Origin of the sequence: Rhodopseudomonas sp. NSM (genome assembly GCF_052445935.1) — a bacterium.
In the GTDB taxonomy this organism is placed as follows: domain Bacteria; phylum Pseudomonadota; class Alphaproteobacteria; order Rhizobiales; family Xanthobacteraceae; genus Rhodopseudomonas.
This window is the reverse complement of sequence record NZ_JBQTCH010000001.1, coordinates 549,956-576,737: the sequence shown is the minus strand read 5'-3', so window position 1 is coordinate 576,737 and position 26,782 is coordinate 549,956. Positions and strand designations below refer to the sequence as shown.

General features: G+C 64.7%; 25 protein-coding genes and 2 tRNA genes. 17 read left to right on the top strand and 10 right to left on the bottom strand.

Annotation, left to right across the window (positions count from 1 at the left end; genetic code table 11):
* Positions 1 to 301: 301 nt before the first annotated feature.
* From ACTZWT_RS02585 to ACTZWT_RS02575, 3 genes are all read left to right on the top strand, one after another.
* Positions 302 to 466, top strand: a complete 165-nt coding sequence (locus ACTZWT_RS02585) for a hypothetical protein (protein WP_444768148.1) — start codon at positions 302 to 304, stop codon at positions 464 to 466.
* Between the two features lie 307 nt (positions 467 to 773).
* The gene (locus ACTZWT_RS02580) at positions 774 to 956 is read left to right on the top strand and encodes a hypothetical protein (protein WP_444768147.1); all 183 of its coding nucleotides are present in this window, start codon (positions 774 to 776) and stop codon (positions 954 to 956) included.
* A gap of 317 nt (positions 957 to 1,273) precedes the next feature.
* Complete coding sequence (locus ACTZWT_RS02575; protein WP_444768146.1) at positions 1,274 to 2,020, top strand: Crp/Fnr family transcriptional regulator; 747 nt, start codon at positions 1,274 to 1,276, stop codon at positions 2,018 to 2,020.
* Between the two features lie 73 nt (positions 2,021 to 2,093).
* On the opposite strand, the gene ACTZWT_RS02570 is transcribed toward ACTZWT_RS02575, so the two are convergent.
* From ACTZWT_RS02570 to ACTZWT_RS02555, 4 genes are all read right to left on the bottom strand, one after another.
* Positions 2,094 to 2,777 (bottom strand): Crp/Fnr family transcriptional regulator, encoded by a 684-nt coding sequence (locus ACTZWT_RS02570; protein ID WP_444768453.1) that lies wholly within the window; start codon positions 2,775 to 2,777, stop codon positions 2,094 to 2,096.
* A gap of 618 nt (positions 2,778 to 3,395) precedes the next feature.
* Positions 3,396 to 3,470: transfer RNA gene (locus ACTZWT_RS02565), tRNA-Val, on the bottom strand.
* A 154-nt stretch (positions 3,471 to 3,624) separates the two neighbouring features.
* A complete protein-coding gene (locus tag ACTZWT_RS02560) occupies positions 3,625 to 4,860 on the bottom strand; it encodes a hypothetical protein (protein ID WP_444768145.1) in 1,236 nt (411 codons plus the stop codon).
* Positions 4,861 to 5,113: 253 nt separating this feature from the next.
* Entirely contained in the window at positions 5,114 to 5,713 is a 600-nt protein-coding gene (locus ACTZWT_RS02555; protein ID WP_444768144.1) for a DUF1134 domain-containing protein, read from the bottom strand.
* 110 nt (positions 5,714 to 5,823) lie between these two features.
* Here ACTZWT_RS02555 and ACTZWT_RS02550 point away from each other — a divergent pair, with 110 nt between their 5' ends.
* A complete protein-coding gene (locus tag ACTZWT_RS02550; protein WP_444768143.1) occupies positions 5,824 to 6,330 on the top strand; it encodes a YHS domain-containing (seleno)protein in 507 nt (168 codons plus the stop codon).
* Between the two features lie 37 nt (positions 6,331 to 6,367).
* Here ACTZWT_RS02550 and ACTZWT_RS02545 read toward each other — a convergent pair whose 3' ends face one another.
* A complete protein-coding gene (locus ACTZWT_RS02545) occupies positions 6,368 to 7,141 on the bottom strand; it encodes a 3'(2'),5'-bisphosphate nucleotidase CysQ family protein (protein ID WP_444768142.1) in 774 nt (257 codons plus the stop codon).
* Between the two features lie 195 nt (positions 7,142 to 7,336).
* Here ACTZWT_RS02545 and chpT point away from each other — a divergent pair, with 195 nt between their 5' ends.
* From chpT to ACTZWT_RS02515, 6 genes are all read left to right on the top strand, one after another.
* On the top strand, positions 7,337 to 7,990 hold the full coding sequence (chpT, locus tag ACTZWT_RS02540; RefSeq protein WP_444768141.1) for a histidine phosphotransferase ChpT: 654 nt from the start codon (positions 7,337 to 7,339) through the stop codon (positions 7,988 to 7,990).
* Positions 7,991 to 8,192: 202 nt separating this feature from the next.
* Positions 8,193 to 10,988 (top strand): hybrid sensor histidine kinase/response regulator, encoded by a 2,796-nt coding sequence (locus tag ACTZWT_RS02535; RefSeq protein WP_444768140.1) that lies wholly within the window; start codon positions 8,193 to 8,195, stop codon positions 10,986 to 10,988.
* Positions 10,989 to 11,014: 26 nt separating this feature from the next.
* Positions 11,015 to 11,485 (top strand): chemotaxis protein CheW, encoded by a 471-nt coding sequence (locus ACTZWT_RS02530; protein ID WP_041798897.1) that lies wholly within the window; start codon positions 11,015 to 11,017, stop codon positions 11,483 to 11,485.
* 65 nt (positions 11,486 to 11,550) lie between these two features.
* Positions 11,551 to 11,916, top strand: coding sequence for a response regulator (locus ACTZWT_RS02525; RefSeq protein ID WP_444768139.1), 366 nt, complete (start codon positions 11,551 to 11,553; stop codon positions 11,914 to 11,916).
* A gap of 72 nt (positions 11,917 to 11,988) precedes the next feature.
* Entirely contained in the window at positions 11,989 to 13,140 is a 1,152-nt protein-coding gene (locus ACTZWT_RS02520; RefSeq protein WP_444768138.1) for a protein-glutamate methylesterase/protein-glutamine glutaminase, read from the top strand.
* Positions 13,137 to 14,015 (top strand): CheR family methyltransferase, encoded by an 879-nt coding sequence (locus ACTZWT_RS02515; RefSeq protein WP_444768137.1) that lies wholly within the window; start codon positions 13,137 to 13,139, stop codon positions 14,013 to 14,015. Before ACTZWT_RS02520 ends, ACTZWT_RS02515 begins: the two co-directional genes overlap by 4 nt.
* 29 nt (positions 14,016 to 14,044) lie before the next feature.
* Here the strand turns inward: ACTZWT_RS02515 and ACTZWT_RS02510 are convergent, their stop codons facing one another.
* Complete coding sequence (locus ACTZWT_RS02510) at positions 14,045 to 14,932, bottom strand: hypothetical protein (RefSeq protein ID WP_444768136.1); 888 nt, start codon at positions 14,930 to 14,932, stop codon at positions 14,045 to 14,047.
* 27 nt (positions 14,933 to 14,959) lie between these two features.
* Here ACTZWT_RS02510 and ACTZWT_RS02505 point away from each other — a divergent pair, with 27 nt between their 5' ends.
* Positions 14,960 to 15,322: a hypothetical protein gene (locus ACTZWT_RS02505; protein ID WP_444768135.1), complete on the top strand. Its 363-nt coding sequence runs from the start codon at positions 14,960 to 14,962 to the stop codon at positions 15,320 to 15,322.
* 219 nt (positions 15,323 to 15,541) lie between these two features.
* Here the strand turns inward: ACTZWT_RS02505 and ctrA are convergent, their stop codons facing one another.
* Positions 15,542 to 16,243 (bottom strand): response regulator transcription factor CtrA, encoded by a 702-nt coding sequence (ctrA, locus tag ACTZWT_RS02500; protein ID WP_238736635.1) that lies wholly within the window; start codon positions 16,241 to 16,243, stop codon positions 15,542 to 15,544.
* 369 nt (positions 16,244 to 16,612) lie between these two features.
* On the opposite strand from ctrA, the gene fliI reads away from it, so the two are divergent.
* The 4 genes from fliI (at position 16,613) to ACTZWT_RS02480 (ending at position 20,100) form a co-directional block, all read left to right on the top strand.
* On the top strand, positions 16,613 to 17,938 hold the full coding sequence (fliI, locus tag ACTZWT_RS02495) for a flagellar protein export ATPase FliI (RefSeq protein ID WP_444768134.1): 1,326 nt from the start codon (positions 16,613 to 16,615) through the stop codon (positions 17,936 to 17,938).
* Positions 17,939 to 18,046: 108 nt separating this feature from the next.
* Positions 18,047 to 18,472: a flagellar export protein FliJ gene (gene fliJ / locus ACTZWT_RS02490; protein ID WP_444768133.1), complete on the top strand. Its 426-nt coding sequence runs from the start codon at positions 18,047 to 18,049 to the stop codon at positions 18,470 to 18,472.
* A 186-nt stretch (positions 18,473 to 18,658) separates the two neighbouring features.
* Positions 18,659 to 19,207, top strand: coding sequence for a sigma-70 family RNA polymerase sigma factor (locus tag ACTZWT_RS02485; protein WP_322516003.1), 549 nt, complete (start codon positions 18,659 to 18,661; stop codon positions 19,205 to 19,207).
* On the top strand, positions 19,207 to 20,100 hold the full coding sequence (locus ACTZWT_RS02480) for an anti-sigma factor (RefSeq protein WP_444768132.1): 894 nt from the start codon (positions 19,207 to 19,209) through the stop codon (positions 20,098 to 20,100). The genes ACTZWT_RS02485 and ACTZWT_RS02480 overlap by 1 nt, the downstream gene beginning before the upstream one ends.
* A gap of 598 nt (positions 20,101 to 20,698) precedes the next feature.
* Here ACTZWT_RS02480 and ACTZWT_RS02475 read toward each other — a convergent pair.
* Together ACTZWT_RS02475 and flhA are read right to left on the bottom strand one after the other, a co-directional pair.
* Positions 20,699 to 20,902 carry a hypothetical protein gene (locus ACTZWT_RS02475; RefSeq protein WP_444768131.1) on the bottom strand — a complete coding sequence of 68 codons (204 nt, stop codon included), beginning with the start codon at positions 20,900 to 20,902 and terminating at the stop codon, positions 20,699 to 20,701.
* A gap of 318 nt (positions 20,903 to 21,220) precedes the next feature.
* Positions 21,221 to 23,356 (bottom strand): flagellar biosynthesis protein FlhA, encoded by a 2,136-nt coding sequence (gene flhA / locus ACTZWT_RS02470; RefSeq protein WP_444768130.1) that lies wholly within the window; start codon positions 23,354 to 23,356, stop codon positions 21,221 to 21,223.
* A 499-nt stretch (positions 23,357 to 23,855) separates the two neighbouring features.
* Here flhA and ACTZWT_RS02465 point away from each other — a divergent pair, with 499 nt between their 5' ends.
* Together ACTZWT_RS02465 and ACTZWT_RS02460 are read left to right on the top strand one after the other, a co-directional pair.
* Positions 23,856 to 25,106: an MFS transporter gene (locus ACTZWT_RS02465; RefSeq protein WP_444768129.1), complete on the top strand. Its 1,251-nt coding sequence runs from the start codon at positions 23,856 to 23,858 to the stop codon at positions 25,104 to 25,106.
* A 103-nt stretch (positions 25,107 to 25,209) separates the two neighbouring features.
* Positions 25,210 to 25,285, top strand: a tRNA-Ile gene (locus ACTZWT_RS02460).
* 18 nt (positions 25,286 to 25,303) lie between these two features.
* Here the strand turns inward: ACTZWT_RS02460 and ACTZWT_RS02455 are convergent.
* Positions 25,304 to 26,188, bottom strand: a complete 885-nt coding sequence (locus ACTZWT_RS02455) for a tyrosine-type recombinase/integrase (protein WP_444768128.1) — start codon at positions 26,186 to 26,188, stop codon at positions 25,304 to 25,306.
* Between the last annotated feature and the right edge of the window lie 594 nt (positions 26,189 to 26,782).

Below are 26,782 nucleotides of genomic sequence, written 5' to 3'. Positions count from 1 at the left end.
CGGTTCATTGTCGATCGGGGCAATACACCCAGCTCCGTGATTCAAATCGTGCGCGGACGAGACGTCGGCTGCCGACAGCCGGAGGTCATCAAACAATTCAGTCACGAAAGGGTTGCGTTGGATGCTCCCTATTGCTCTTTTCACTTACAATTCATCCGTGCAATTTCGCAGAGCCCGACGAGCCGGGCGAGAAACATGCGAGTGCCTCTGGCTGGCAACAGGGCGGCGTGGGACAAGGCGGATGCGCGAGCCGAGTCGGCGAAGCGCTAGCAAGTCTGCCGCGAACGGGATGGATGGACCGATGACCGACCACAAGCACGATCGAGAAACGCCCGCCGCGGGCGGGCGCGACTGGAGGCGAATTCATCATTCGCCGACCTTCTGGATCGGCATCGTGCTCTGCCTGGCGGCCATCATCGTCTATCTATGGTCCGACGACCTGTCGTGGCAGCCGAACGTCCAGTAGGCGGATCCGTCAGGCCCGACAGTTTCGGGAAGCGGCGTCAGGCCGTAGATGACCGGGCGGATGATTTCGGTCGGGCGCTGCGTCGGCTGGATCGCGTCGGCGCCGAATGTGCCGGGCGTCTCCGGGATGGCGGCGCGGACGCCGTTTCTCAACCGACGATACCACAACGCCGAACCAATCCGCCGCTGCCCGCAAAATCGGCTCACAGATCGACGTTTTCACAGCTTTTCGCCGCCGCTCGGTGGTGTGGACCACCGACAGCGCGCAAGCGGCTGTGCGACCACAGGCCTCGCGTGAGGAGATCTGTGTGTCCAGATTCGACGATAGGCGGAAGCGTGATCTGGAATGCGCGCGTCTTGCAAATGAATTCATGCAGTTGTCGCGCGGCACTCTCAATCCGGAGCTGAAGGCGCACTGCATTCGAATGGCGCGCTATTGGACCGATCAGATCGAGGCCGGCGGCCCGGACGATCCGGTGAGCCCGGTTTGACGGTGGCTCGGCGTCGCGATTGATTGCGCGCCGGTCGCGTCGCCGCCGTTCACTCCGAGATCGGCAGATCGCCGCGGCGTCGAACACCGAAACCTTCCCAAGCCATATTTTGCGAAGCGGCGGTCGCTCATTGAGCTCGCTGTTCGCCCCGCTGCCGGCCGCGATCGGAACGGATCTGCGATAGCGCGGTTGTGAGCCGTTATGCTCAGCATTGTCGCGGCGACGCGTCCAAGAGACACGTCAGCGAGATGCCGCCGCCGCCGCGCGACCGCGTCGGAGCCGGTCGCCCCTCGGACTGGACGATTGACAGGACACGGATGTCGAAGGCACAGACCGACCATGATCTGCGGACCAATCAGCTGCTCGACGCGCTGGCGCCGGACAGCCGCGGTCGTATCGACCGTTACCTCGAGCCGGTCGAATTCAAGCTCGGCGACATGGTTTGCGAGGCCGGAGGCCTGCTCAGGCATGCGTATTTTCCCCGGGGATCGGTGCTGTCGCTACTGACAGTCTTGGAGAACGGTGCGGCCATCGAGACCGCCAATATCGGCCGCGAGGGTGCGTTCGGCCTGTTCGCCGCGATGTACAGCAGGGTTTCCTTCAACCGCTGCATCGTGCAGCTCGAAGGCCATACGGTCCGGTGCCCGATCGAGCTGCTGCAGCGCGAATTCGAACTGAGCGAGCGCGTTCGCAATCTCTTCGTCAGCTATTCGGAAACCCTGCTGTCTCAGGTTCAACAGACCGTCGCCTGCAACGCGATGCATACGACGGAAGAGCGGATGTGCCGGTGGCTGCTGATGATGCATGACCGCGCCGAAGGCGAAGCGCTTCCTTACACGCATGAATTCCTGTCGCAGATCCTCGGCGTCAACCGTAAATCCGTGACGCTGGCGGCGCAATCGATGCAGTCCGCCGGACTCATCAGCTATCATCGCGGGATGATCCAGGTGGTCGATCGTGCGGGCCTGGAGCTGGCGTCGTGCGAGTGCTACGCCATCGTCAAGCAGCGGTTCGACGCCTTCCTCAAGCCGCCTTCGACAGCCGTGAAAAACGAGCTGGATTGACCACAACTATCCCCAGTGTGGGTCCGACGAGTGTTCTTGACCCGAACCGGTGTCCACTTTTCGGAACCATGCTCTAGGGATCGAGCTGCGATGTCGTGGACTCGTCCCCGGAAATATGCGGCTGTTCGTGCAGCACGACATTCAGCAGCGAGGTGTGGATTTCGAGGTGACCGTTGTAGTCGATCAAGCCCATCTTGCGGAATTTGTTCATGAAGTAACTGACGCGCGAGCGCGTGGTGCCGACCATTTCGGCGAGCGTTTCCTGGCTGACTTTCGCGATGACCTTCTTGGGCTCGCTGTCGTTGCCGAAATTCGCCAACAGCAGAAGCGCGCGCGCCAGCCGCTTCTCGCTCGAATTGAACAGTTGGTCGACCAGGTCGGCTTCGACACGGATGGTCCGCGCCAGAACATGCGCGACGAACATCTCGGAGAAGGTCGGCTCATTGTGCAGAACCGCCAACATCGCCGGCTTGCTGATCCACATGATCTCGCAATCGCTCATCGTCGATGCGGTGGCAAGACGTCGTTCCTGTCCGGTGAGGCAGCCTTCGCCGAAGAACTCGTCCGGTCCAAGGATGGCAATCACCGCTTCCTTGCCCTGTTCGGACAATACGACGATCTTCACTTTGCCTTTTATGATATAAAAAACCGAATCCGAGACATCGCCCTGGGAAAAGACCGCCAGGTTCTTCTTGTATCGGTTGACAGTGTGGCCGACGCCGGTGGCCTTCAAAAACGCCACCGGATCGAAGAGCAATTGCTTGGTATCCTGAGCTTCGGGCGTCTTTGCCAAAGATATCTCCAAGCTCGAGGGGATATCCCGACGCCAGCACGAGCTGATCTCACGGTCTCTCAAGCGTCGATGCAGGATAACGGCTTTGCCGTCTGTTGTGAAGGGAAACGACCTGCTTCCCGGCGATCCGGGCGCTGCGGAATCTGGCGATGCGGGAGTAGCTGTGCAGGTGTGCAATTCTGATCGCGAATCGCCAGTGCATGCAAAGTAGTACCAATTGCCGGATTGTCCGAATGTCTCTCCGTGGTCTGAGACGCGTTTGGCGATTGACGTTTGGCGATTGACGTTTGGCGTTTGACCGCGGATCGTGATCACTACGCCGCGATGTTCACCTGCGACAGATGGTATCGATTAGTTGCGAGGCCATTTCCAAAACGTCCATCCGAAGGAGGACGCCGAGTTGGTCGGGATGGAACTTTGTTGAAGCATTCGCCGACGATCTCATCGAAGGTCTTCTGAAAAATCACTGTTCTGATCGCCGCATGCGATGCGGTTGCTTCCGTGGCACTCGCGCGATCCGTGAGAGCCGCGTTGGGCGGCGTGCAGCCGCGACCACGGTGAAGGATGTTTCAGAGGATCAGATGGTGGGCGCACAAGGGATCGAACCTTGGACCTCTCCCGTGTGAAGGGAACGCTCTCCCGCTGAGCTATGCGCCCGGGACCGATCGGAACGGGGCCGCGGAGCGGCCGGTGCCAATGATCGTAGAGGCGCGATTTACGGAGTGCGGGGCGGGGGTGTCAAGCGTCAAGCCCGGGATTTGCGGCCGGGTTCACCCATTTGCCGCGGCTTTGCCGAGGATGACGCGCCCCTTCAGCCGATCTGCCGGGCGCGCGAGGCGTGGGACTGCAATGCGCGGATGCGTTCTGCCAGCGTGCCGCCGGCGACGGCCGGGGCGGCGGTGGTCTCGGCGCCGTTGGTGCGGGCGGAGGCCGCGGGCGCGGCCGTCGTGGCCGACGCGGCGGGCGAGGGCGCGCTCTGACCCGCCAGAATGGCTTCGATCGGCGAATCCGGGCCTTCCAGCGTGATCGCGAGCTTGGCGACCTCGGCGGCGATGTCGTTGATGCGCTCGCGCAGCAGCGCGTTCTCCATCCGCTCGGTCGCCCAGGTGCTCTCGGTCTGCTGCTGGATTGCGGCCAGCTCGCGCTGCGCCTTGGCGCGCTCGTCGCGGGCGATGCGCAACTGCTCTTCCAAAGCGGCCTTCTCGGCGCGCAACCGGGCGAGGTCGGGCGACGCAGCAGCCTTGCCCGTGCCCTTGGCGGTGGTGCCGGCGGCGGCGCGCAGCTCGGCGTTCTCGGCCTCGAGCGCGGCGACGCGGCTGCCGAGCATTTCGGCTTCCTTGACCTGCGCCAGCAATTGCCGGTCGAGATCGGCGACGCGCTGACTGAGATTTTCGACGCGGCCTCGGGCCTCGTCGAGCTCGCGGCTGGCGCTGGCGGATTCGCCGCGCTGGGCTTCGAGCCGGGTCTGCGTTGCGGCGAAGTCCTTCTCGGCGTCGCCGACGCGGGCGCGCAGCTCCTCGATCTGGGTGCGCACCGCGACCAGCTCGACCTGCCGCGTGTCGGCGAGCATCGAGCGGTCCGCGAGCTCGGCGTTGATCTGCGCCAGCTCGGCCTGCTTCTCCGTCAGCGCCGTCTCGGCGCTGCGCAGCGCCTGAGTCTTGGCGGCGAAGTCCTCTTCGGTGGTACGGAGCTGCTCCTTCACCGCCTTCTCGCGCGCCTCCAGCGTGACAATCGCCGCGTTCTTCTCGGCGAGCTCGACCTTGAGGCGGTTGACCGCGTCGCTCTTGCGCCCGAGCTCGGCGAGCTGGCTGGTGGTCTTGTTCCGGAGCTGGTCGACGCTCATCTCCAGCCGCCGCGCGGACATCGCGAATTCGGCGCGGAGCTGGTCCTTGTCGGCCTGGATCTCGGCCATCGACAGCGGCGTCGCCGCCTCCAGCCGCTTGGTGGTCAGCCGCACCGCGCGATTATGCACCAGAGGCGCAATCATCAGCGCGAGCAGCATCGCCACCAGAAAGCCGATCGCCAGATACATGATCTGTTCGACCATGAAAGTCTCCTACCCGAGGATTCCGAGCGTCCACGCTCCGCGATCCGGCCGGAACGGCGGATTGCGCCTGCGCGACATCTGATGCGAGCCGATGGTGCGGCGAGCCATTGCCTGAGATGGGTCCGGGTAGACGTTACCGTCCGGCCGGAAATCTCCAGCCCGCACAATGCCACGGAGCGGCGCCGCAGCGCCAGTGCGTTGCGGCGTTAACGTGAATCCCGGCGGGGGATGGCCGCCTGACCGGCAGCCTGGATCAGAACGGATTCCAGGTCGCGGTCGGGGTGAACTTCAGATAGCCGATATTGGCGCCAAGCCGCAGCCCGATGCCGGACTGGATCGGCACCAGCACGATATTGTTGGCGGTGAGCGCCGTCATGCCGAAGCCGCCGACCACATAGGCCGATCCGTCGATGCCGCCGAAGCGCTGATAGATCGCGTTGGTGGAGGGCAGGTTGTAGACCAGCGTCATGGTCCGGGCGCCGTTGCCGCCCCAGTCGAAGCCGACCGACGGACCCTGCCAGTACACCCGCAGATCGCCGGCGTTCTTGGTGTAAAGCGTGCCCTCGCCATAGCGCAGGCCGGCCACGAACGCGCCGGAGCCTTCCTCGCCCAGCACGTAGCCGTTCGGCAGGCCCCATTGGCTGACCGCGCGCTCGATCACCGAGGCGAGGCCCCGCGACACATTGCCGAAGAAACGGTGGCCGGCACTGGTCAGCTCTTCCGGTCCGTAGGTGGCCGGGCCCGGACCAGCCTTGGGCGGCAATGGCTGCTGTTGCTGCTGCGCCGATGCCGGCACGATGAAGGCCGCCGACGCAAGCAGCGCCAGCGCGGCACGACGTGAAACGATGGTCATCAAACTCACCCCTGGGTCTCGATCCCCGACGCCGCCTTAACCGGATGCTGACCTGCACCCTCTTACTGTGGCGCCTCTGCCCCGCGACTCGGACGTTATCGGGTTCAACTATGACGGCACAACGGCAGGAAGGAAACGCGCTGCGCCTCGGTTTCGCCACGATCGGCCTCGCCGCGTTGCTGCTATGTCCCGCGAGCGCCGCTCTGTGGGCCCAGGGCGCCACGACCGAGCGGATTGTGGTCGATCGGCACACCGGACTGGCGATCGATGGCTTCGATCCGGTGGCCTATTTCACCGACGGCGCGCCCCGGATCGGGGAGGCCGGCTTCGAGGCCTCGGCGGCCGGCGCGATCTGGCGGTTCCGCAATGCCTCCAACCGGGCGGCGTTTGTCGGCCACCCCGAGATCTATGCGCCGCAGTTCGGCGGATATGATCCCGTCGGCATCGCCCGCGGCGTGCCGTTGCAGGGCAATGCGACGATCTGGCTGGTCGCCGGCCAGCGGCTGTATCTGTTCAGTCGCGAGGACGATCGCGACGCCTTCGCCGCCAGTCCGGAACGGTATCTCGCCGCGGCCCGGCAGCAATGGCCGGCGCTGATTGCCACGCTGGCGGATTAGGGCCGCCCCCTGCCGCGTCCGCCACCGCATCGTCCCGTCAGGACGCGGCCCGGGCGTCGCCCCAGGCAATGAACTCCGGCACGATGAAGTTCGGTCGCGGCTCGTCGAACCGCAGCGGCCTGCCGCTGCTGTCGGTCAGTTCGCCGCCGGCCGCGATCACCACGGCGGCGCCCGCGGCGATGTCCCATTCGCAAGTCGGCGACAGCCGCGGATAGATGTCGGCCTCGCCATCGGCGATCCGGCAGAACTTCAGCGCCGATCCCATCCGCGCGTGCACGCCGCCCGGCCGTTCGGCGATGAAAGCCAACGTGCGTTCGTCGAGATGCAGCCGGCTGATCGCCACGATCCACGGCGCGCCATCGGCAGGCATCGGCCGGGTGTGGATCGGCGTCGCGTCGTAGCGCGCGCCGTCGGCATTGACCGCCAGCCGCTCCGCGCCGTGGCCGACCACGCCGCGCCACACCTGCCCGAGCGCCGGGGCGCCGACGATGCCAAGCAGCGGCTTGCCGTCGGTCACCAGCGCCAGATTGACGGTAAATTCGTCGCGACCGGCGACGTATTCCTTGGTGCCGTCGAGCGGATCGACCAGGAAGAAGCTCCCCGAACTGGGCCGGCCGAGGCCGCAGCGCTCTTCCGACAGCGCCGGCACGTCGGGCGCGATCCGTTTCAGCCCCTCGGCGATGATCCGGTCGGCGGCGAGGTCGGCGGTCGTCACCGGCGAGCCGTCCGGCTTGTGCTCGACCGGGTCGGAACGGTCGGTGGCCAGAATCCCGGCCCCTGCGCGCAGCACCAGCTCGGTCAATGGCTGCATTAAAGCGACGGCGTCGTTATGCGAAATCACCGGTCCCGTCCCGAACGCCTGGCCCTTACCCGTCAACCTGTCTTCCTCCGTCTGGCCGGTTGTCCCGGTCCCTCTGTTGGCAGCGCAACCGGCCGCAGTGTATCAAGCCATTCAGCATGGCTGATTCGTCTTGAACGAGCCGCGCGCTTTCCGAGGAGCAGACAAATGTCCGGCAATCCCTCTCCCGTCCAGGCCCCCGCTCCGGACGCGCTCGAACTGGCGGCGCTGCTTTGCTCGCGGGTCTGTCATGATCTCATCAGCCCGGTCGGCGCGATCGTCAATGGCCTCGAAGTGCTGGACGACAGTTCCAAGCAGGAAGATCGCGATTTTGCCCTCGATCTGATCCGCAAGAGCGCCCGGACCGCCTCCGCCCGGCTGCAGTTCTGCCGGCTGGCGTTCGGCGCCGCCGGCTCCGCCGGCGCCCAGATCGACCTCGGCGACGCGCAGAACATGGCCCGCGGCCATCTCGAGGACGAGAAGACCAAGCTCGCCTGGAATCTGCCGCGGGTGCTGCTGGCGAAGAACCGGGTGAAGCTGCTGCTCAACATGCTGATCATCGCACAGCAGACGATTCCGCGCGGCGGCACTTTGACCGTCGAGCCGGTCGGCGAGGGCGAGCATCTCTCGTTCCGCGTGGTGGCGGCCGGTCTCAATGCGCGGATGCCGCAGAACATCGTCGAGAAGCTCGACGGCAGCCATGCCGGCCCGGTCGAGTCGCACGGCGTGCAGCCTTACTACACGCGTCTTCTGGCCCAGTCCTGCGGACTCAACGTGACGCTTGCGCCAGAGGGCGAGGCCATGGTCGTCAGCGCAGTCTGAGCGCGGGCGTCAGTGAGCGCGGGCGTCAATGGTAAAGGCGAGGTTACGACGACCCGCCTAGTAGTCGTACGCGTTCGACTATTGATTTAATCGGACACACCCGTCCGGAACCCGCAACCAATATTAAACGCTTTCCGCAGACAGTGGCCGCATAACTTCGGTCACGGCTGCTGCCGTGTGCCGCGCAAAGAGGCCAGCGCACATGGACGATCTTCTCCGTGAGTTCTTGACGGAAACCTTCGAAAGCCTGGACACGGTTGACAATCAGCTGGTCCGCTTCGAGCAGGAGCCGAACAACGCGAAGATACTGGATAACATCTTCAGGCTCGTTCACACCATCAAGGGTACCTGCGGTTTCCTTGGCCTGCCGCGACTGGAAGCGCTGGCGCATGCGGCCGAAACGTTGATGGGCAAATTCCGCGACGGCATGCCGGTGACCGGCGAGGCCGTGACGCTGATCCTGACCACGATCGACCGGATCAAGGACATTCTCGGCGGGCTGGAAGCCACCGAGGCCGAGCCCGAGGGCGAAGACGGCGACCTGATCGGCGAACTCGAACGATTGTCGATGCGCACGCCGGAGGACATCGCCGCCGAGCTGGGCGGCGCTGCGCCGGTCGCCGAAGAGGCACCGCAGCAAGCCGCGCCGGCCGAAGCGGCCGTGGCCGAACCGGCGGTGGCGGAAGGGGTGCTGGTGCCCCAGACCCTGGAGCGCCCGTTGCGCCCGGGCGAAGTGTCGCTCGACGAGCTGGAGCGCGCCTTCCGGGAAACCGCGATTGAAATCGAGGCGCCGCCGCTGGCGCCGGTCGCAAGCGAGCCGGAACTGCCCGCAGCCGCCGCGCCGGTGGCCGAAATCGCCAGGCCGGCGCCGAAGCCCGCCGCCAAGGCCCCGAAGAAGACCGCCGATCAGGAAGCGCCTGCGGAGGGCGACCGGATCGCCAACCAGTCGATCCGCGTCAACGTCGACACGCTCGAACACCTGATGACGATGGTGTCGGAGCTGGTGCTGACCCGCAACCAGCTGCTCGAAATCAGCCGCCGCCACGAGGACACCGAATTCAAGGTGCCGCTGCAGCGGCTCTCCACCGTCACCGCCGAGCTGCAGGACGGCGTGATGAAGACCCGGATGCAGCCGATCGGCAACGCCTGGCAGAAGCTGCCGCGGATCGTGCGCGACCTCGCTTCCGAACTCGGCAAGCAGATCGAGCTCGAGATGCACGGCGCCGACACCGAGCTCGATCGCCAGGTGCTCGACCTGATCAAGGATCCGCTCACCCACATGGTGCGCAATTCCGCCGACCACGGCCTGGAGCGGCCGGAGGAGCGGGCTCGCAACGGCAAGCCCGAGCAGGGCACCATCCGTCTGTCCGCCTATCACGAAGGCGGCCACATCGTGATCTGCATCGCCGACAACGGCCGCGGGCTCGACACCGAGCGGATCAAGGCCAAGGCGCTCGCCAACGGCCTGGTCACCGAGGCCGAGGTCGAGAAGATGACCGAGGCGCAGATCCACAAATTCATCTTCGCGCCCGGCTTCTCGACCGCCGCCGCGATCACCAGCGTGTCCGGCCGCGGCGTCGGCATGGACGTGGTGCGCACCAATATCGATCAGATCGGCGGCACCATCGAGATCAAGTCGGTGGCCGGCGAGGGCTCCAGCGTCACCATCAAGATCCCGCTGACGCTGGCGATCGTCTCGGCGCTGATCGTCGAGGCCGGCGGCGACCGCTTCGCGATCCCGCAGCTCGCGGTGGTCGAGCTGGTGCGCGCGCGGGCCAATTCCGAGCACCGCATCGAGCGTATCAAGGACACCCCGGTGCTGCGGCTGCGCGACAAGCTGCTGCCGCTGATGCACCTGAAGAAGCTGCTGCACATCGACGACGGCACCGCCTCGACCGAGCCGGAAAACGGCTTCATCGTGGTGACGCAGGTCGGCAGCCAGACCTTCGGCATCGTCGTCGACGGCGTGTTCCACACCGAGGAAATCGTCGTCAAGCCGATGTCGACCAAGCTGCGCCACATCGGCATGTTCTCGGGCAACACCATCCTGGGCGACGGCGCGGTGATCATGATCGTCGATCCGAACGGGATCGCGCAGGCGCTCGGCACCTCGGTGTCGGCGCAGCACGATCTGGCGGAACAGAGCGCGGCGACGCGCGCGGCCACGACCGAGCAGCTCACGTCGCTGCTGGTGTTCCGCTCCGGCTCGCCGCAGCCGAAGGCGGTGCCGCTGTCGCTGGTGACGCGTCTCGAAGAGATCGCCGCCGACAAGATCGAATCCTCGAACGGCCGCTACATGGTGCAGTACCGCGACCAACTGATGCCGCTGGTGCTGATGGAGGGCGTCCAGGTCGCGACCACGGGCGTGCAGCCGATCCTGGTGTTCGCCGACGACGACCGCAGCATGGGTCTGGTGGTCGACGAGATCGTCGACATCGTCGAGGAGCATCTGCAGATCCAGGTCGGCTCCAGCCGCGACGGCATTCTCGGCTCGGCGGTGATCAAGGGGCTTGCCACGGAAGTCATCGACGTCGCCCACTTCCTGCCGATGGCGTTCTCCGACTGGCTCTCGCGCAAGGAGATGAAGCAGTCGATCGCCAGCCGCTCCGTGCTGCTGGTCGACGACTCCGCGTTCTTCCGCAACATGCTCGGCCCGGTGCTGAAGGCGGCCGGATACAAGGTCCGGCTTGCGACCTCGGCGGTCGAAGGGCTGTCGGTGCTGCGCAGCGGCGCCAACTTCGACGTGATCCTGACCGACATCGAGATGCCGGAAATGAACGGCTTCGAATTCGCCGAAGCGATCCGCGCCGATATCAAGCTGGCGCCGACCCCGGTGATCGCGCTGTCGTCGCTGGTGTCGCCGGCGGCGATCGAGCGCGGCCGCCAGGCCGGCCTCACCGACTACGTCGCCAAATTCGATCGCCCCGGCCTGATCGCGGCGCTGAAAGAGCAGACCGCGAGCACCGAGCGCATCGAGGCATTGCAGCAGGCGGCGTGATGGAAATCCAGGAAGGACACCACAGCATGAACCGGCAGGTCGATGCCATCAGCGGCAATACCACGCAATTCGCCACTGCGATGATCGGCGGACAGCTCTTCGGGCTGCCGATCTCGCGCGTCCAGGACGTGTTCATGCCGGAACGGCTGACGCGGGTGCCGCTGGCTCCCGACGACGTCGCCGGCGTGCTCAATCTCCGCGGCCGCATCGTCACCGCGATCGACATGCGGACCCGTCTCGGCCTGCCGCGGATCGACGACGGCAAGCCGCCGATGGCGATGGGCGTCGATCTGCGCGGCGAATCCTATGGCCTGCTGATCGATACGATCGGTGAGGTGCTGACGCTTCCCGACGAGGGCCGCGAGGTCAACCCGGTCAATCTCGATCCGCGGATGGCGTCCTTCGCCAACGGCGTCCATCGTCTCGACGGCCAGTTGATGGTCGTTCTCGACGTCGACAAGGTTCTCGAAATCGCGAACGCGCGGATGGCCGCGTAACCCCGCGATGGCTTCGGCCGCAACCATCGTCCGCCCATCCAGGCGACGACTGATAGAGGCAGACAATGAAGACATGTTTGGTGGTCGACGATTCGAGCGTGATCCGAAAGGTCGCGCGACGCATTCTCGAAGGCCTCGAATTCGAGATCGTCGAAGCTGAAGACGGCGAGAAGGCGCTCGAGCTGTGCAAGCAACGGCTGCCGGACGCGGTGCTGCTCGACTGGAACATGCCGGTGATGGACGGCTACGAATTCCTGCGCAATCTGCGCCGGATGCCGGGCGGCGATCGCCCCAAGGTGGTGTTCTGCACCACCGAGAACGACGTCGCGCATATCGCGCGGGCGCTGCATGCCGGCGCCAACGAGTACATCATGAAGCCGTTCGACAAGGACATCGTGACGGCGAAATTCCAGGAAGTCGGCCTGATCTGACGAGGTCTGCCGAATTTTCGTCGACGCCGCGTCATACGACGCGGCGGGGGTGTAGTGTTGCGTCGGTGTATGATGAGTGTAGCTCTGGCAGGAAGTCCGGCCATCAATTCGACGCAGTACGAACCGCTGCGGGTGATGGTCGTCGACGACTCGGTGGTCATTCGTGGATTGATCTCGCGCTGGATCGAGGCCGAACCCGACATGGTCGTCGCAGCCTCGCTGCGAACCGGGCTCGACGCGGTCAACCAGGTCGAGCGCATCAAGCCTGACATCGCCGTGCTCGATATCGAGATGCCCGAGCTCGACGGCATCGCCGCATTGCCGCAACTGCTGGCCAAAAAGCGCGATTTGATCGTCATCATGGCCTCGACGCTGACGCGCCGCAACGCCGAGATCAGCTTCAAGGCGCTGTCGCTCGGCGCCGCCGACTACATCCCGAAGCCGGAGACGACGCGCGAGTCCGCGGGGGCCGACGTTTTCAGGCACGATCTTCTGCAGAAGATCCGCCATCTCGGCGGCAAGGTGCGGCGCAAGGCCACGGCGCCGGGTCCCGCCGCGCCGGCGGTCGCTCGCGCCGCGCCGGTCGTGCAGACCGTCGCCAGCCAGGCGGCGCTGGTGAAGCGTTCGTTCGGGCCGACGGCGCCGCGCGTGCTCCTGATCGGGTCCTCGACCGGCGGACCGCAGGCGCTGATGTCGCTGGTCGCCGAGATCGGGCCGGTGATCGACCGGTTTCCGGTGCTGATCACCCAACACATGCCGCCGACCTTCACGACGATTCTCGCCGAACATCTGATGCGCGCCGCCAGGCGGCCGGCGCATGAGGGCGTCGACGGCGAACTGATCAAGCCGGGCCGGATCTATCTGGCCCCCGGCGGTCGTCATATGCGGGTGGTCCGCCAGGGCGGACAGCCTGCGATCGCGCTCGACGACGGACCGGCGGTGAATTTCTGCAAGCCCGCGGTCGACCCGCTGTTCACCTCGGCGATCGACGTCTGGCAGGGCGCGATCATGGCGGTGGTGCTGACCGGCATGGGTTCGGACGGCATGCGCGGCGGCAAGGACGTCGTCGCGGCCGGCGGCAGCGTGATCGCACAGGACGAGGCCAGCAGCGTGGTGTGGGGCATGCCCGGCGCGGCCGCGAATGCCGGCATCTGCGCGGCGGTGCTGCCGCTCAATCAGATCGGGCCGAAGCTGGTACGCTTGTTTTCAGGAGATCGGTCGTGACGCCGCTGGACTACGAATATCTGCGCAAGGCGTTGAAGGACCGGTCCGGGCTCGATCTGTCGATCGACAAGCAGTATCTGGTGGAAAGCCGGCTGCTGCCACTGGCGCGGCGGCACGGCCTTTCCGGCATCCCCGACCTCGTGCAGAAAATGAAGGGCGGCGCCGACAAGGTCACCGCCGATGTGGTCGAGGCGATGACCACCAACGAGACGTTTTTCTTCCGGGACAAGCTGCCGTTCGATCATCTGCGCGAAGAGATCCTGCCGGCGCTGCTGCAGGCGCGGGCCGGACGGCGCAGCCTGCGGATCTGGTGCGCGGCGTCCTCGACCGGCCAGGAGCCGTATTCGATCGCGATGTGCCTGAAGGAACTCGGCCCCGCCGTCGCCGGCTGGCGCTTCGAGATCGTCGCGACGGATCTGTCGCCCTCTGTGCTCGAGAAGTCGAAGTCCGGCCTGTTCACCCAGTTCGAGGTGCAGCGCGGCCTGCCGATACAGTTCCTGGTGAAGTACTTCAAGCAGACCGGTGAGCTCTGGGAGATCAGCCCGGAGCTACGCGCGATGATCCAGCACCGCCAGTTCAACCTGCTGCAGGACTACGGCCAGCTCGGCATGTTCGACGTCATCTTCTGCCGCAACGTGCTGATCTATTTCGACCAGGCGACCAAGATCTCGATTTTCGAGCGGCTCGCCAAGCGGCTCGAGCCCGACGGCTATCTCGCGCTCGGCGCCGCCGAAACCGTGGTCGGCCTGACCGACGTATTCAAGCCGCATGCGACGCGCCGCGGCATCTACCTGCCGAACACGATCGCCAGGGCGCCGTCGATCGTGCCGCGTGCGGTGCCGCTGGGTCAGGTCGCAGGCATGAGAACCGGCTGAGCGGCGCTTCGCGCGCCGCGGACTCGTGGCTAGGGTACGGGAGCTCGCTGCGAGGCCGACGCGGGACGCGCCGGGATCGACTTTCCCTGATCATGCCGCCGCTCCGGATCGAGCTGTCGCAGTCGCACGAAGAACGCCCAGGCGCTTGCGTAGTTCGCGCCCTTTGGATCAATCGCCAACAGGGCCCGGCAGGCCTCTTCAATCTCGTCCGGAGCGGGTTGCAGCGCCGGGTCGCGTAACGCTTCAGATTGCTCCCAGCGCTGCGCCACGTCCTTCGCAAGGGAGAGCGCTTCGGACGGCGCGCGTGTCCGGGGCGGTTTCGACAGCGGATGGTCCGGCGGAAATATCGGCCACGCCGCCGGCGGCTGGTCGACCGGTGAGACCGACCCGGCGACCCGGCTGAGATCAATTGGCGGACCGACCTGCGGCGGGCCGATCAGCCCCGATGAAGCAGAGAGCGTTTTCGACAATCGCCGGACGTCGTGCTCCAATGTCCCGCCCGATTGCGCTCCGCCAGCCAATCGCGCCAGCGTTGACGGACTCGCCAGAGCTGACGGATCGACCGGCGGCACGAGTTGCTGGATCATTTTCGCGGCAGCCAGTGCGGCCGGCGAAATCGGCGGCCTCAGCTCGGCGACTATTTCCTCTTCAGGGACGGGGCAGGGCCGGTACTCGGAGCGACGGTGGGTGATCCTGCCCTCGTCATCCAGCCGGGCAAAATCGATGGCCCGCACGTAGACGAAGGCAGCCTCCGCGAAATGCCCCGCTTTGTCTCGCGCCCGGACGGCCCCGCAGACATATCGATCGGGCCCGCGCTCGACCGAGCGTAACGCGCTGAATTGCGCCGAATCCGGCGCAATCAGCACGTGGCGAACCGCGTCCCGCGCTTTCATGTGGTCGGTGGACAACATGTCCATCACGACCTTCGGTCGAAAGATCGCAGGTTGGTAGTACCACTTGTATCCGGCAACAAGAAACCGTGCCCAAGCCTGCGGAAATCAGGAACGCGGGAAAATTCATCAGGAAAATCCACGAACATCCACGACAAGAATGCCGATAGGGATCTGAAAAACGCGGCGATAAAACCAAAATGGTTGTATATATTCGAGGTCAGCTACCCTTGCGGGAATTTCCTAAGAATTCGTGAATCGCTTCAAGCCGCATGCGACGCGCCGCGGCATCTACCTGCCGAACACGATCGCCAGGGCGCCATCGATCGTGCCAGCCGCAAAGCCTGCCTCGGCCAGCGCCCCGCGCCGGCTGAGCCGCGCGGCTACCCGTTCCGTCATTCCGGGGCGCTTGCGTAGCAAGCGAACCCGGAATCCAGCGGTTGTAAGGGGCGAAGCTCGGAGTGCCAGGAACGTCGAGATTCCGGGTTCGCGCGCTGACGCGCGCGCCCCGGAATGACGTGTGCCACTCCACGCCACGACGGCACACGCAGCGTCCCCCAAAAACAAAAACCCCGCCATTTGCGGCGGGGTCCAGTCGGGAGGTGAGCGCCTGACCGGGCGCTCCGTGGAAGGCGATCAGGCCGGGATGCGAACTTCTTCTTCGCTCGGCTCGCGCAGCACGTAGCCGCGGCCCCAAACCGTTTCGATGAAGTTGCGGCCGTCCGAAGCGTTGGCGAGCTTCTTGCGCAGCTTGCAGATGAAGACGTCGATGATCTTCAGTTCCGGCTCGTCCATCCCGCCGTAAAGATGGTTCAGGAACATTTCCTTGGTCAGCGTGGTGCCCTTGCGGAGCGAGAGCAGCTCCAGCATCTGATATTCCTTGCCGGTCAGATGCACGCGCTGGCCGCCGACTTCGACGGTCTTGGTGTCGAGATTGACGACGAGATCGCCGGTCTGGATCACCGACTGGGCATGGCCCTTGGAGCGGCGGACGATGGCGTGGATGCGCGCGACCAGCTCGTCCTTGTGGAACGGCTTGGTCATGTAGTCGTCGGCGCCGACGCCCAGGCCCTTCACCTTGTCCTCGATGCCGGCGAGGCCGGACAGGATCAGGATCGGGGTTTTGATCTTGGAAACACGCAACTGCTTGAGAACGTCATAACCGGACATGTCCGGCAGGTTCAGATCGAGCAGAATGATGTCGTAATCGTACAACTTGCCGAGGTCGACGCCTTCTTCACCGAGATCTGTCGTGTAGACATTGAAACTCTCGGATTTGAGCATCAATTCGATCGACTGCGCGGTCGCGCTGTCATCTTCAATCAGCAATACGCGCATGCCAGTCCCCTTATAGCGCCGCTCCGGGCGTCAGGCGTCCGCACTACCTGCGGCACTGGAAACGCCTCTGAACAACTGATTCGGATCCTGACAAGGTATGGTTAACAAATCCTGATTCTGATCCGCAAGCTCTGTTCGTGCAATTTTTGCAGAATCGCCGTAAGATATTGCGTGAAAGCAGGTTTTTGTTACCGATCCTCTTCAGGTTCCACTTTAAGAGTCAGCGTCAACCGACTCTCGCGACTCGCACCTTCGTTCTGAAGGTCGAGCGCGTTCAGCCACCAAAGACAGTGACGCAATGATTAACGATGCGGGTAAACACGAAGTTAAGGTGACAGTGCCAGGCCCCAGAAACTTAAGGCTTTTGAAATGAAGGCCCTGGCCGAGCAGATCGGCGATATCGACGGCGTCAATATTTATGGCCGAGTTGTGGGCGTCCGCGGCCTGATGGTCGAGATCGCCGGGCCGATCCACGCGATGTCGGTCGGCGCGCGGATTGTTGTGGAAACAGGGGCGGATCGGGCCATTCCCTGCGAGGTGATCGGGTTTACCGGCAACAACGCCATGGTGATGCCGTTCGCGGGGCTCGAAGGCGTGCGCCGCGGCTGTCGCGCGGTGATCGCCAATTCGGCCGCCCAGGTGCGGCCGTCGCAGGCTTGGCTCGGCCGCGTCGTTAACGCTCTCGGCGAGCCGATCGACGGCAAGGGGCCGCTGCCGCAGGGGCCGTCGCCGATGCCGTTCCGCAATACGCCGCCGCCGGCGCATTCCCGCAAGCGGGTCGGCGCGCCGCTCGACCTCGGCGTCCGCGCGCTCAATACCTTCCTCACCTGCTGCCGCGGCCAGCGCATGGGTATCTTCGCCGGGTCCGGCGTCGGCAAGTCGGTGCTGCTGTCGATGCTGGCGCGCAACGTCGATGCTGCGGTGTCGGTGATCGGACTGATCGGAGAACGCGGCCGCGAGGTGCAGGAGTTCCTGCAGGACGATCTCGGCGAGGAGGGACTGGCGCGCTCGGTGGTGGTGGTGGCGACTTCCGACGAGCCGGCGCTGATGCGCCGCCAGGCCGCCTATCTGACGCTGTCGATCGCCGAGTATTTCCGCGACGAGGACAAGGACGTGCTGTGCCTGATGGACTCGGTCACGCGCTTTGCGATGGCGCAGCGCGAGATCGGCCTGTCCGCCGGCGAGCCGCCGACCGCCAAGGGCTACACGCCGACGGTGTTCACCGAACTGCCGAAGCTGCTGGAGCGCGCCGGACCGGGGCTCGGCGAAGGCACCATCAGCGGCATCTTCACCGTGCTGGTCGACGGCGACGACCACAACGAGCCGGTGGCCGACGCGGTGCGCGGCATTCTCGACGGCCACATCGTGATGCAACGCTCGATCGCGGAACGCGGCCGTTTTCCGGCGATCAACGTACTGAAATCGGTGTCGCGGACCATGCCGCGCTCGGCCGATCCAGCCTATCTGCCGGTAATCAAGCGCGCGCGTCAGGTGATGGCGACCTATGCCGACATGGAGGAACTGATCCGGCTCGGCGCCTATCGGCCCGGTTCCAGCACAGAAGTCGACGAGGCGGTGCGGCTGCACGAACCGCTGGAGGAGTTCCTGCGGCAGGGCAAGGACGAGGCGACCAGCCTGTCCTCAGGTTATGCCCAGCTTGAACAGATCCTGAAGAACGCGGAAACGGAACGCTAACTTTGTCGCGTCATCATGCTTGGCACGTCAATCGTTTTGCCGGTTGGCCCCTCGCGGGAGGCCGGCACTGTCCCGCGTTGAATCGGGACTTCTGGGGAGTAAGAGTCGATGAAGTCACGTGACACGCTGATCCGCTTGAAGAAGTTTCAGGTCGACGAGCGGCGCAGGCGGGTGGCCCAGATCGAAGGGATGATCGCGGACTTCCAGCGGATGTCGAACGATCTGGAGCGCGAAATCCAGACCGAACAGGACCGCGCCGGCATCACCGATCCCACCCACTTCGCCTATCCGACCTATGCCAAGGCCGCGATCCAGCGTCGCGAGAACCTCACCCGCTCGGCCGACGAGCTGCGCGTTCAGCTCGAGGACGCGCGGGCGCAATTGTCCGAGGCGTTCGACGAATTGAAGAAGGTCGAATTGCTCGACGAGCGCGATCAGGCCCGCGAGCGCGCCGAGGAAAGCGCGCGCGAGCAGGCCGACCTCGACAGCATCGGACTGATGCGGTCGCGTCTCGGCGCCGTTGCCTCGGTCTGACCGGCCGACCTCTGCCTTGCAGATTCCGACAAGCCCGGGCGTTCGCGCCCGGGCTTTTTGTGTGCTGTATCCACAACAGTGGCGACCGCGACATGGCGGATCGAACAATCGCGCGATATGCTACGAACGGCCGCGACGATCGCCCGATCGTTCGAGGCGGCGCGGAATTGCCGGGGTGGGGACTGAATGCTGACGTCGGCTGAGTTGGTCTGGCTGCTTGCCGCCGTGGCCAAAGGGGATCAGGCAGCCTTCGAGCGGCTCTATAACGCCACGCGCGCGAAACTCTACGGCGTGGTTCTCCGTATATTGAGACGTCAGGATCTCGCGGAAGAAGTCATCCAGGAAGCTTACGTCAAGATCTGGAACAGCGCCGGAACGTTCAATCCCGGCGTGGCGTCGCCGATCACCTGGATGGCGTCGATCGCGCGGAACAGGGCGATCGACGTGGCGCGCAAGCGCAGCGAAGTCTCCATCGAGGACGAGCCCGCGGCGCAGGAAGCGGCGGCCGATACGCCGGATCCGCTGGCGCGCCGGGAGATGACGGAAGAATTGAAGCGGCTGCTCGAATGCGTCGGCCGGCTGGAGCCGGACCGCCAGAAACTCGTGCTGCTCGCTTATTACAACGGTTGGAGCCGCGAACAGCTCGCGGCGAAGTTCGATGCGCCGGTGAACACGGTCAAGACCTGGCTTCGCCGCAGCATGCTCGACATTCGGGAGTGTCTGGGACTCGTCTGATGGCCACTAGCGAAGACCATATCGTGCTCGCCGCGGAATACGCGCTCGGCACCCTGGACGCCGCCGAGCGGGTGCAGGTCGAGGCCATGATGGCTGCCGACGCGAACTACGCGGCGCTGGTCGACGCCTGGGAACTCAAGCTCGGCGCGCTCAACCAGATGGTCGGATTCGTGGAACCGTCGCCACAGGTGTGGGAGCGCATCAGGGCCGCGATCGCGCAGGCCGGCGAACAGCAGGCTTTCGCGATGCCGGCATCTGCCGAAGCGCCGAAGCCGGCGATGTTGCCGCCGGCGCCCGCCAACGACACCGGCTCGGGCCTCAGCCCGGAATCGATGCGCGTGGTTCGCTTCGCCAAGCAGACTTTCGTCTGGAAAGGCGTTGCGGCGACGACCAGCGCGCTTGCGGCTTCGCTGCTGCTGGTACTCGGCGTGCAACTCTACAAGCCCGACGTGCTGCCGGATGCGCTGCGGCCGCCGGTGCGCACCCAGATCGTCAGGGTCGAAACCCCGCCGCCGGCGATTCCGGCGCAATACGTCGCGGTGCTGCAGCAGGACGGCAATTCGCCCGCCTTCATCCTCACCGTCGATGCCGGCAGCAAGAGTTTCACCGTGCGCCGCGTCGCGGCGACGCCGGAGCCCGGCAAGAGCTACGAACTCTGGATAGTCTCGGACAAGCTGCAGAAGCCGCGTTCGCTCGGCGTCATCGGCAGCCGCGACTTCACCGTGAATCCTTCACTCGCGGCCTACGACTCCGACATCGTCAGCAAGGCGACCTATGCGGTGACGGTCGAGCCCGAAGGCGGCTCGCCGACCGGCGTCGCCACCGGTCCGATCGTCTACACCGGCAAGCTGGTCGAGAGCGTGCCGCCGACGCCGATCACGCCGCGCCGCTGAGGCCGCCGTCGACAGGGTTGCTGGAGCAGCTCTGGTTTTGATGGAATCACCGCCGTCATCCTGAGTCTGACTGGAAACGCAGGCCGCGAAATCAACGCCCTATCCCCGTCATTGCGAGCGAAGCGAAGCAATCCAGAGGCGCCGAGTATGGGGCTTCTGGATTGCTTCGTCGCTTCGCTCCTCGCAATGACGAACTTAAGTGCCTTGATCTGGTGCTCTCATTTTGAGTCAGACTCTGAGGTGCCCGCTGGGCCGCGCTATGCGCGGCGCTGCGGGCCTCGAAGGATGAGCCGCAAGCGCCTTCGCCGCATCCTTCGAGGCGCGCTACGCGCGCGCCTCGCGACTCAGGATGACGACTCCGCACTCTGGAATGCCGCGTTGCTTCAACATTCGATGACGTGCTCTATTAGTTGGCCCTGGTGTCGTCGGATTTGAGCGGGCGTTCGTGCGACGGCTTCTCTGGCGACGACGCAAAAGAAAAGCGCCCGTGGGGAGCGGGCGCTTTTCGTTCGATCCACTGGGGCGAGTGGATCTCTGCATTCCCACGTGGACCTGGGGGCTTGTCAGGCGCCGCGTGAATGCAATCTGATTGATATTGTCAGCGAATCGCCGTGCTGCCAGAGGTCGTCACCATCACCGGCTTGCCGGCCTTGATGACGCGCGCGGTCTGGGTGTAGCCGTCGTCGGCGCCGCCGAGGCGCGCGGAAATCCCAAAAGCTGCAACCGTGATGCCCGCGACCAGCGCAACAACCACCACCTTCAGGTGGGTCGACCGATCGGCGCTGTAAATCGAATGGTTCATCATGAGCCTCCTGGCGTTTTCGCCGCCTTCGAGAATTGGTAGGTCCGATCCCGAAGCAGGTTCAAACAACTCGCAACAGAAACGTAGGTGGTCGGCCTCACGTTCCAAATATCCGATCACAAGGCGGTGATTAGAAGTGAAGACACGCGAGAGTACCGCGTGCGTGTGTTAAAAATGACAAATTAATCAATACATTATGATCGAACTGCCGACTTTCGCCGCGGCTGCGCGATTTACCTCTGCTGACCAGGCACCGACACTTTGGCTTGTCTGTGACGGAAATGTCGCGTTCGGCGCCCTCCGCCGAGCGGGTTGATTTCACACGCTGCCGACCGTCTTCAGCCTCGCCCGTGGATGGATTTCCGCCTGCGACAGCACGGTGGTCTGGGCCCGGAAGCGCTCCACCAGCGAGCGCACGAACGGCCTGATCGATGCCGACGTCACCAGCACCGGCGCCTCGCCTTCGCGCGCGGCCTGTTCGAAACGGTCGCGCACGGCGGTCATGAATTCCGACAGTTTCGACGGCGCCATCGCGAGGCTGCGCTCGTCGCCCTGGCCGATGATCGATTCGGCGAACGCCTGCTCCCACTTCGCCGACAGCGCGATCAGCGGCAGGTAACCATTGTACGAGGTGTTCTGCGCGCAGATCTGGCGCGCCAGCCTTGCGCGGACGTGCTCGACGATCGTGTTCGGGTTGCGCGAGAAGGCGAGCGCGTCGGCGACGCCTTCGAGGATGGTCGACAGATCGCGGATCGAGATGCGTTCGGCGAGCAGCAGCTGCAGCACGCGCTGGATGCCGGACACGGTGATCTGGCCCGGCACGATGTCCTTGACCAGCTCGCCTTGCTCCGCCGGCAGGTCCTTGAGCAGCTTCTGGGTCTCGCCATAGGACAACAGGTCCGACATGTTGCCCTTGAGCAGTTCGGTCAGGTGCGTCGACAGCACGGTGGCGGCGTCGACCACCGTGTAGCCCTTCAACGAGGCCTCTTCCTTGAAAGCCGCGTCGACCCAGGTCGCCGGCAATCCAAACGTCGGCTCGGTGGTGTGGATACCCGGCACCGTCACCCGCTCGCCCGCCGGGTCCATCACCATGAACTGGTTCGGCCAGATCCGGCCGGTGCCGGCGTCGACTTCCTTGATCTTGATGACGTAGGTGTTGGCCTCGAGCTGGACGTTGTCGAGGATGCGCACCGCCGGCATCACGAACCCCATCTCGATCGCCAGCGAGCGACGCAGCGCCTTGATCTGTTCGGTGAGGCGGTCGGTGCCGTCCGGGCCGTTGACCAGCGGCAGCAGCGCGTAGCCGAGCTCGATCTTGAGATCGTCGATCTTCAGCGCCGCGCTGATCGGCTCCTCGGCTGCGGCGGCGGCCGCGGCTGCCGCGGCGACGGCCTCCGGCGCCTGTGCCGCCGCCGAATCCGCCGCGGCCTTGCCCGCGGTCTTGCGTTTGCTCGCCGACACCGCCAGCCACGCCGCGCCGCCGCCCAGGAACAGGAACGGCAGGGTCGGGATGCCGGGCAGGGCGGCCAGCACCAGCATCACGCCGGCCGACATGCCGAGCGCCTGCGGATAGCCGGAGAGCTGGCTCATCAGCGCCTTGTCGGCGGAGCCGCTGATGCCGGCCTTGGAGACCAGCAGGCCCGCGGCGGTGGAGACGATCAGCGCCGGCACCTGCGTCACCAGACCGTCGCCGACAGTCAGCAGCGTGTAGGTGTGGCCCGCCTCGGCGAAGGAGAGGCCCTGCTGGGCGACGCCGATGATGATGCCGCCGATGACGTTGATGAACACCACGAGCAGGCCGGCGATGGCGTCGCCGCGCACGAATTTCGAGGCGCCGTCCATCGCGCCGAAGAAGCCGCTCTCGTCTTCGAGTTCCTGGCGGCGTTTTTTCGCGGTGGCTTCGTCGACCAGGCCGGCCGACAGGTCGGCGTCGATCGCCATCTGCTTGCCGGGCATCGAATCCAGCTGGAAGCGCGCCGCGACTTCGGCGATGCGGCCCGAACCCTTGGTGATGACCACGAAATTGACGATGATCAGGATCGTGAACACGATGATCCCGATCACGAAATTGCCGCCCATCACGAAATTGCCGAACGCCTCGATGACGTGGCCGGCGGCGGCGGTGCCTTCGTGGCCGTGCGACAGGATCAGCCGGGTCGAGGCCATGTTCAGCGACAGCCGCAGCATGGTCGAGATCAACAGCACGGTGGGGAACGACGAGAATTCCAGCGGCGCCTGGATGAACAGCGCCGTCATCAGGATCAGGATCGACAGTGTGATCGAGATCGCCAGAAACAGGTCGAGCACGATCGCCGGCAGCGGCATGATCAGCACGACCAGGATGGTGAGCACGCCGAAGGCGAGCGCGAGATCGCCGCGCTTCAGCATTGCGCCGATGTCGCGCAGGCTGGGAAGACCGCCGCCGGGGCCCTGGCCGGCCGTCGTATCCGTCATGTCCGCCGCCTTCTCCCGCCGTCGTTTGCGCCTGCCGAACGCCCGCGTCGCGACCGCAGCGTCGCCGGCTCCAATGTGAGGCACCGCACTGGCGTCCACGGGCATTCCCCCGGTGTTCGCGGCTGACGACACTTCCGATCACTCGGCAAAATTTGCCCAGTTTATGGTTAGGAAAGAGTTAACGCCGGTTAACCTGCGGCGTCATGGCAGGTGGATCGCCGGGGACCTCCGCCGGACGGCGATCAGGGATTCGACCGAGGCCCATCCGCACGTCGTCCCCGCGCAGGCGGGGACCCATACGCCGCAGCATCGCGGATGGAGGCAGGAGGCTGGCGCTTTGCTTCACGCGAAGTGTCTGGGGTTATGGGTCTCGCCTGCGCGGGGACGACTCGGTGCGGGTGCGGTGGCTGAACCGTCGCTCCACGACAACCTGCGGCGTCATGGCAGGCGGGCGGCCGATGCCCTTGACCCTTGGCGCCCGTCCGGAGAAGTTGGCGGGGTGGAAACGCCTGCACAAAAGACCGGCACAACGCCGGCATTCATGCTCGACTCGCGCCAGGCCTGGATCAGGCTGGCGCTGGCGCTCGTCATTGGCTCGATCGGCAGCGTCGGGATGTGGTCGGTGGTCGTGGTGCTGCCGGTGGTGCAGGCCGACTTCGCCGCGACCCGCGGCGCGGCGTCGCTGGCCTTCACTTTGGCGATGCTCGGCTTCGGCCTCGGCGGGGTGGCGACCGGCAAACTCACCGACCGTTTCGGCATCGTCGCCGCGATCGGCAGCGGCGTCGGGCTGATCGGGCTCGGCTATCTAGGCGCCGGTCTGTCGACCGCGCTGTGGCAGTTCAACCTGATGCATTTCGTCATCGGCGCCGGCGCCTCGGCGACGTTCGGCCCGCTGATGGCGGAGGCCTCGCACTGGTTTCTGCGCTATCGCGGCGTCGCAGTGTCGATCGCCGCCACCGGCAATTATCTCGGCGGCACGATCTGGCCGCCGCTGGTGAACTGGTCGACGCAGAGCTACGGCTGGCGCGTCACCCACGTGGCGATCGGGGCGTTCTGCGTGGTGTCGATGGCGCTGGTGCTGGCGCTGCTGCGGGCGCGGATGGGCGGCCATGTGGTGGCCACGCACATGGCGGCACCGCCGCCGAAGATCGACCTGCAACTCCCCACCAACACCCTGACGGCGCTGCTGTGCATCGCTGCGATCGCCTGCTGCGTGGCGATGGCGATGCCGCAGGTTCACATCGTGGCGTATTGCGGCGATCTCGGCTACGGCGTCGCGCGCGGCGCCGAGATGCTGTCGCTGATGCTGGCCTGCGGCATCATCAGCCGGATCGGCTCGGGTTTTCTCGCCGACCGCATCGGCGGCATCGCGACGCTGCTGATCGGCGCGGTGGCGCAGGGCGCGGCCCTGCTGTTCTACCTGTTCTTCGACAGCCTGGTGTCGCTCTACGTGATCTCGGCGATGTTCGGCCTGTTCCAGGGCGGCATCGTGCCGGCCTATGCGATCATCGTGCGCGAGGCGATGCCGGCGCGCGAAGCCGCCACCCGCGTCGGCATCGTGATCATGGCATCGGTGGTCGGGATGTCGCTCGGCGGCTGGATCTCCGGCCTGATCTTCGACGCCACCGGCTCCTACGCCGCCGCCTTCCTCAACGGCATCGGCTGGAACGCCCTCAACGTCGCCATCATGGCCGCGCTGCTGCTGCGCGCCCGCCGCCGCGGCGGCGGCTCGCGGGTGGCGATGGCGTAAGCCGAGGGCGCCCCCGATCCCGACTGCCCAACGCAAACATTGCCGCGCCGAACCCGCCATTGTATGCCGTGACCGCACCGTCCGCCGCCCGCCGGCGCCGGCGGGGCCTGTAGCTCAATGGTTAGAGCCGGCCGCTCATAACGGTCTGGTTGCAGGTTCGAGTCCTGCCGGGCCCACCAATGATTTCAATGAATTAGTTATTTTTCCAAAGCCCTCAATCTCGGCGGATCACCGATACGATCACCAATACGCTCCTTTCGAGTAATCGCGTTTGCTGCGTCCTGCATAAAATTTGGATGGTGATGTCCGTAGGTGTCGATCAAAACCTGCGTCGACATTCCAAGAAATCCAGCTGCCTGCCACGCATCAACGCCGCGCTGCATGAGCCAAGTTGCGGCGGTGTGACGTAGCGTGTGAGGGGTAATGTTTCCCTGCGCGGTGGACCGCTTGGCATGCTGCACTGCGCTCGCAAAACCCACCTTCACCGAAGCGACGCTGATCCCATTCCACTCCTCGAAATGGTTCGCGATGATCTTCCGTTCGTGCCATCGCCGCATGTGAGCCAAGAGACGTTTCGGAAGCTTCACAGCGGGCTGGCGCTTCTTAGTGGTGCGCTTCCCCTGGGCAAGCCGGTAGAATATCCCGTTGTCTAGATCGACGTATGAGCGGCCTTCGTCGCGAACTGGAGAGGCAGTCGCAATCGCCCCCGCCCGCGTGCCCGTATACAGACCGATCAAGATAAACCGGGCAACATGCTGGAGCGTTTTCTTGGCGGTCTTTATCTTCTGGCCCTTGTTCTTTCCGCGATGAATTGTCTGTTCTTCGCGATATCGCCAGCACGTCCACAGAAGTTGCGCCGCCTCACTCCGGGTCAACCACCGCTCTCGCGCCTTGCCCTTTTCGGGAAGGGTGACCCGGATTATTGCGTGGTGAAGATTTTCCTTCGCGTGATGACCAATTGCAGCTCGCAAGTCCTCCAGATCGCGACGAGCGCCACCATTGGAAAAGACGTGCCTTTGCATGTTTTCATACAGTTTTGAATTCAAACTTCCTAGCATCGTCCCGCCGAAGAACTCATTCAATCGATTGATCCGGCTATCGAACCGTTTCTTGTAAACCTCAGTCTCAAATTCCTCTCGTCGATCTTCATGATAGATCGAAAGGACATCTGCGACGTCAATCTCATCGACATCACGCGTCTTACGAATAGGCTTGTAGTTTAGATCGATATATCTGGCTAAGAATCTGACGGCGTCGTCGGGAGGTTGCTCTGCAGACGACTTCGCAATGCATCCTGTGGTGATCTGTCGGTCGGCGTCTTTGACGACCCAAAGTGGAGATCGGCCGTTTGAGCCGGGCTTTTTCCAGAGGCGGGTCCTTTACTTGCACGCGGCACAATTTTCTCATTTCTTCGACGTAAGCTGGGGTTGTGAATAGTTTGCCGGCGATGATTCGACTGTAAGACGTCCGCGCGCAATTTCCCGACGAAGGCCCGAAACCGTTATTCCGCCATTTGGGAAACATAGTGCCACGGCATCGGTCAAACGTAGTGGCGTGTTCGGCTGAATAATCCGCACCAAGCCATTTTGGCTCAGAGCAGGCATTTGACTTCGCGGCGGCGGTCCATGCACGTTGCCACAAGTCTTGCTTGTGTCCTGGGCCGATTTTTCCAACAC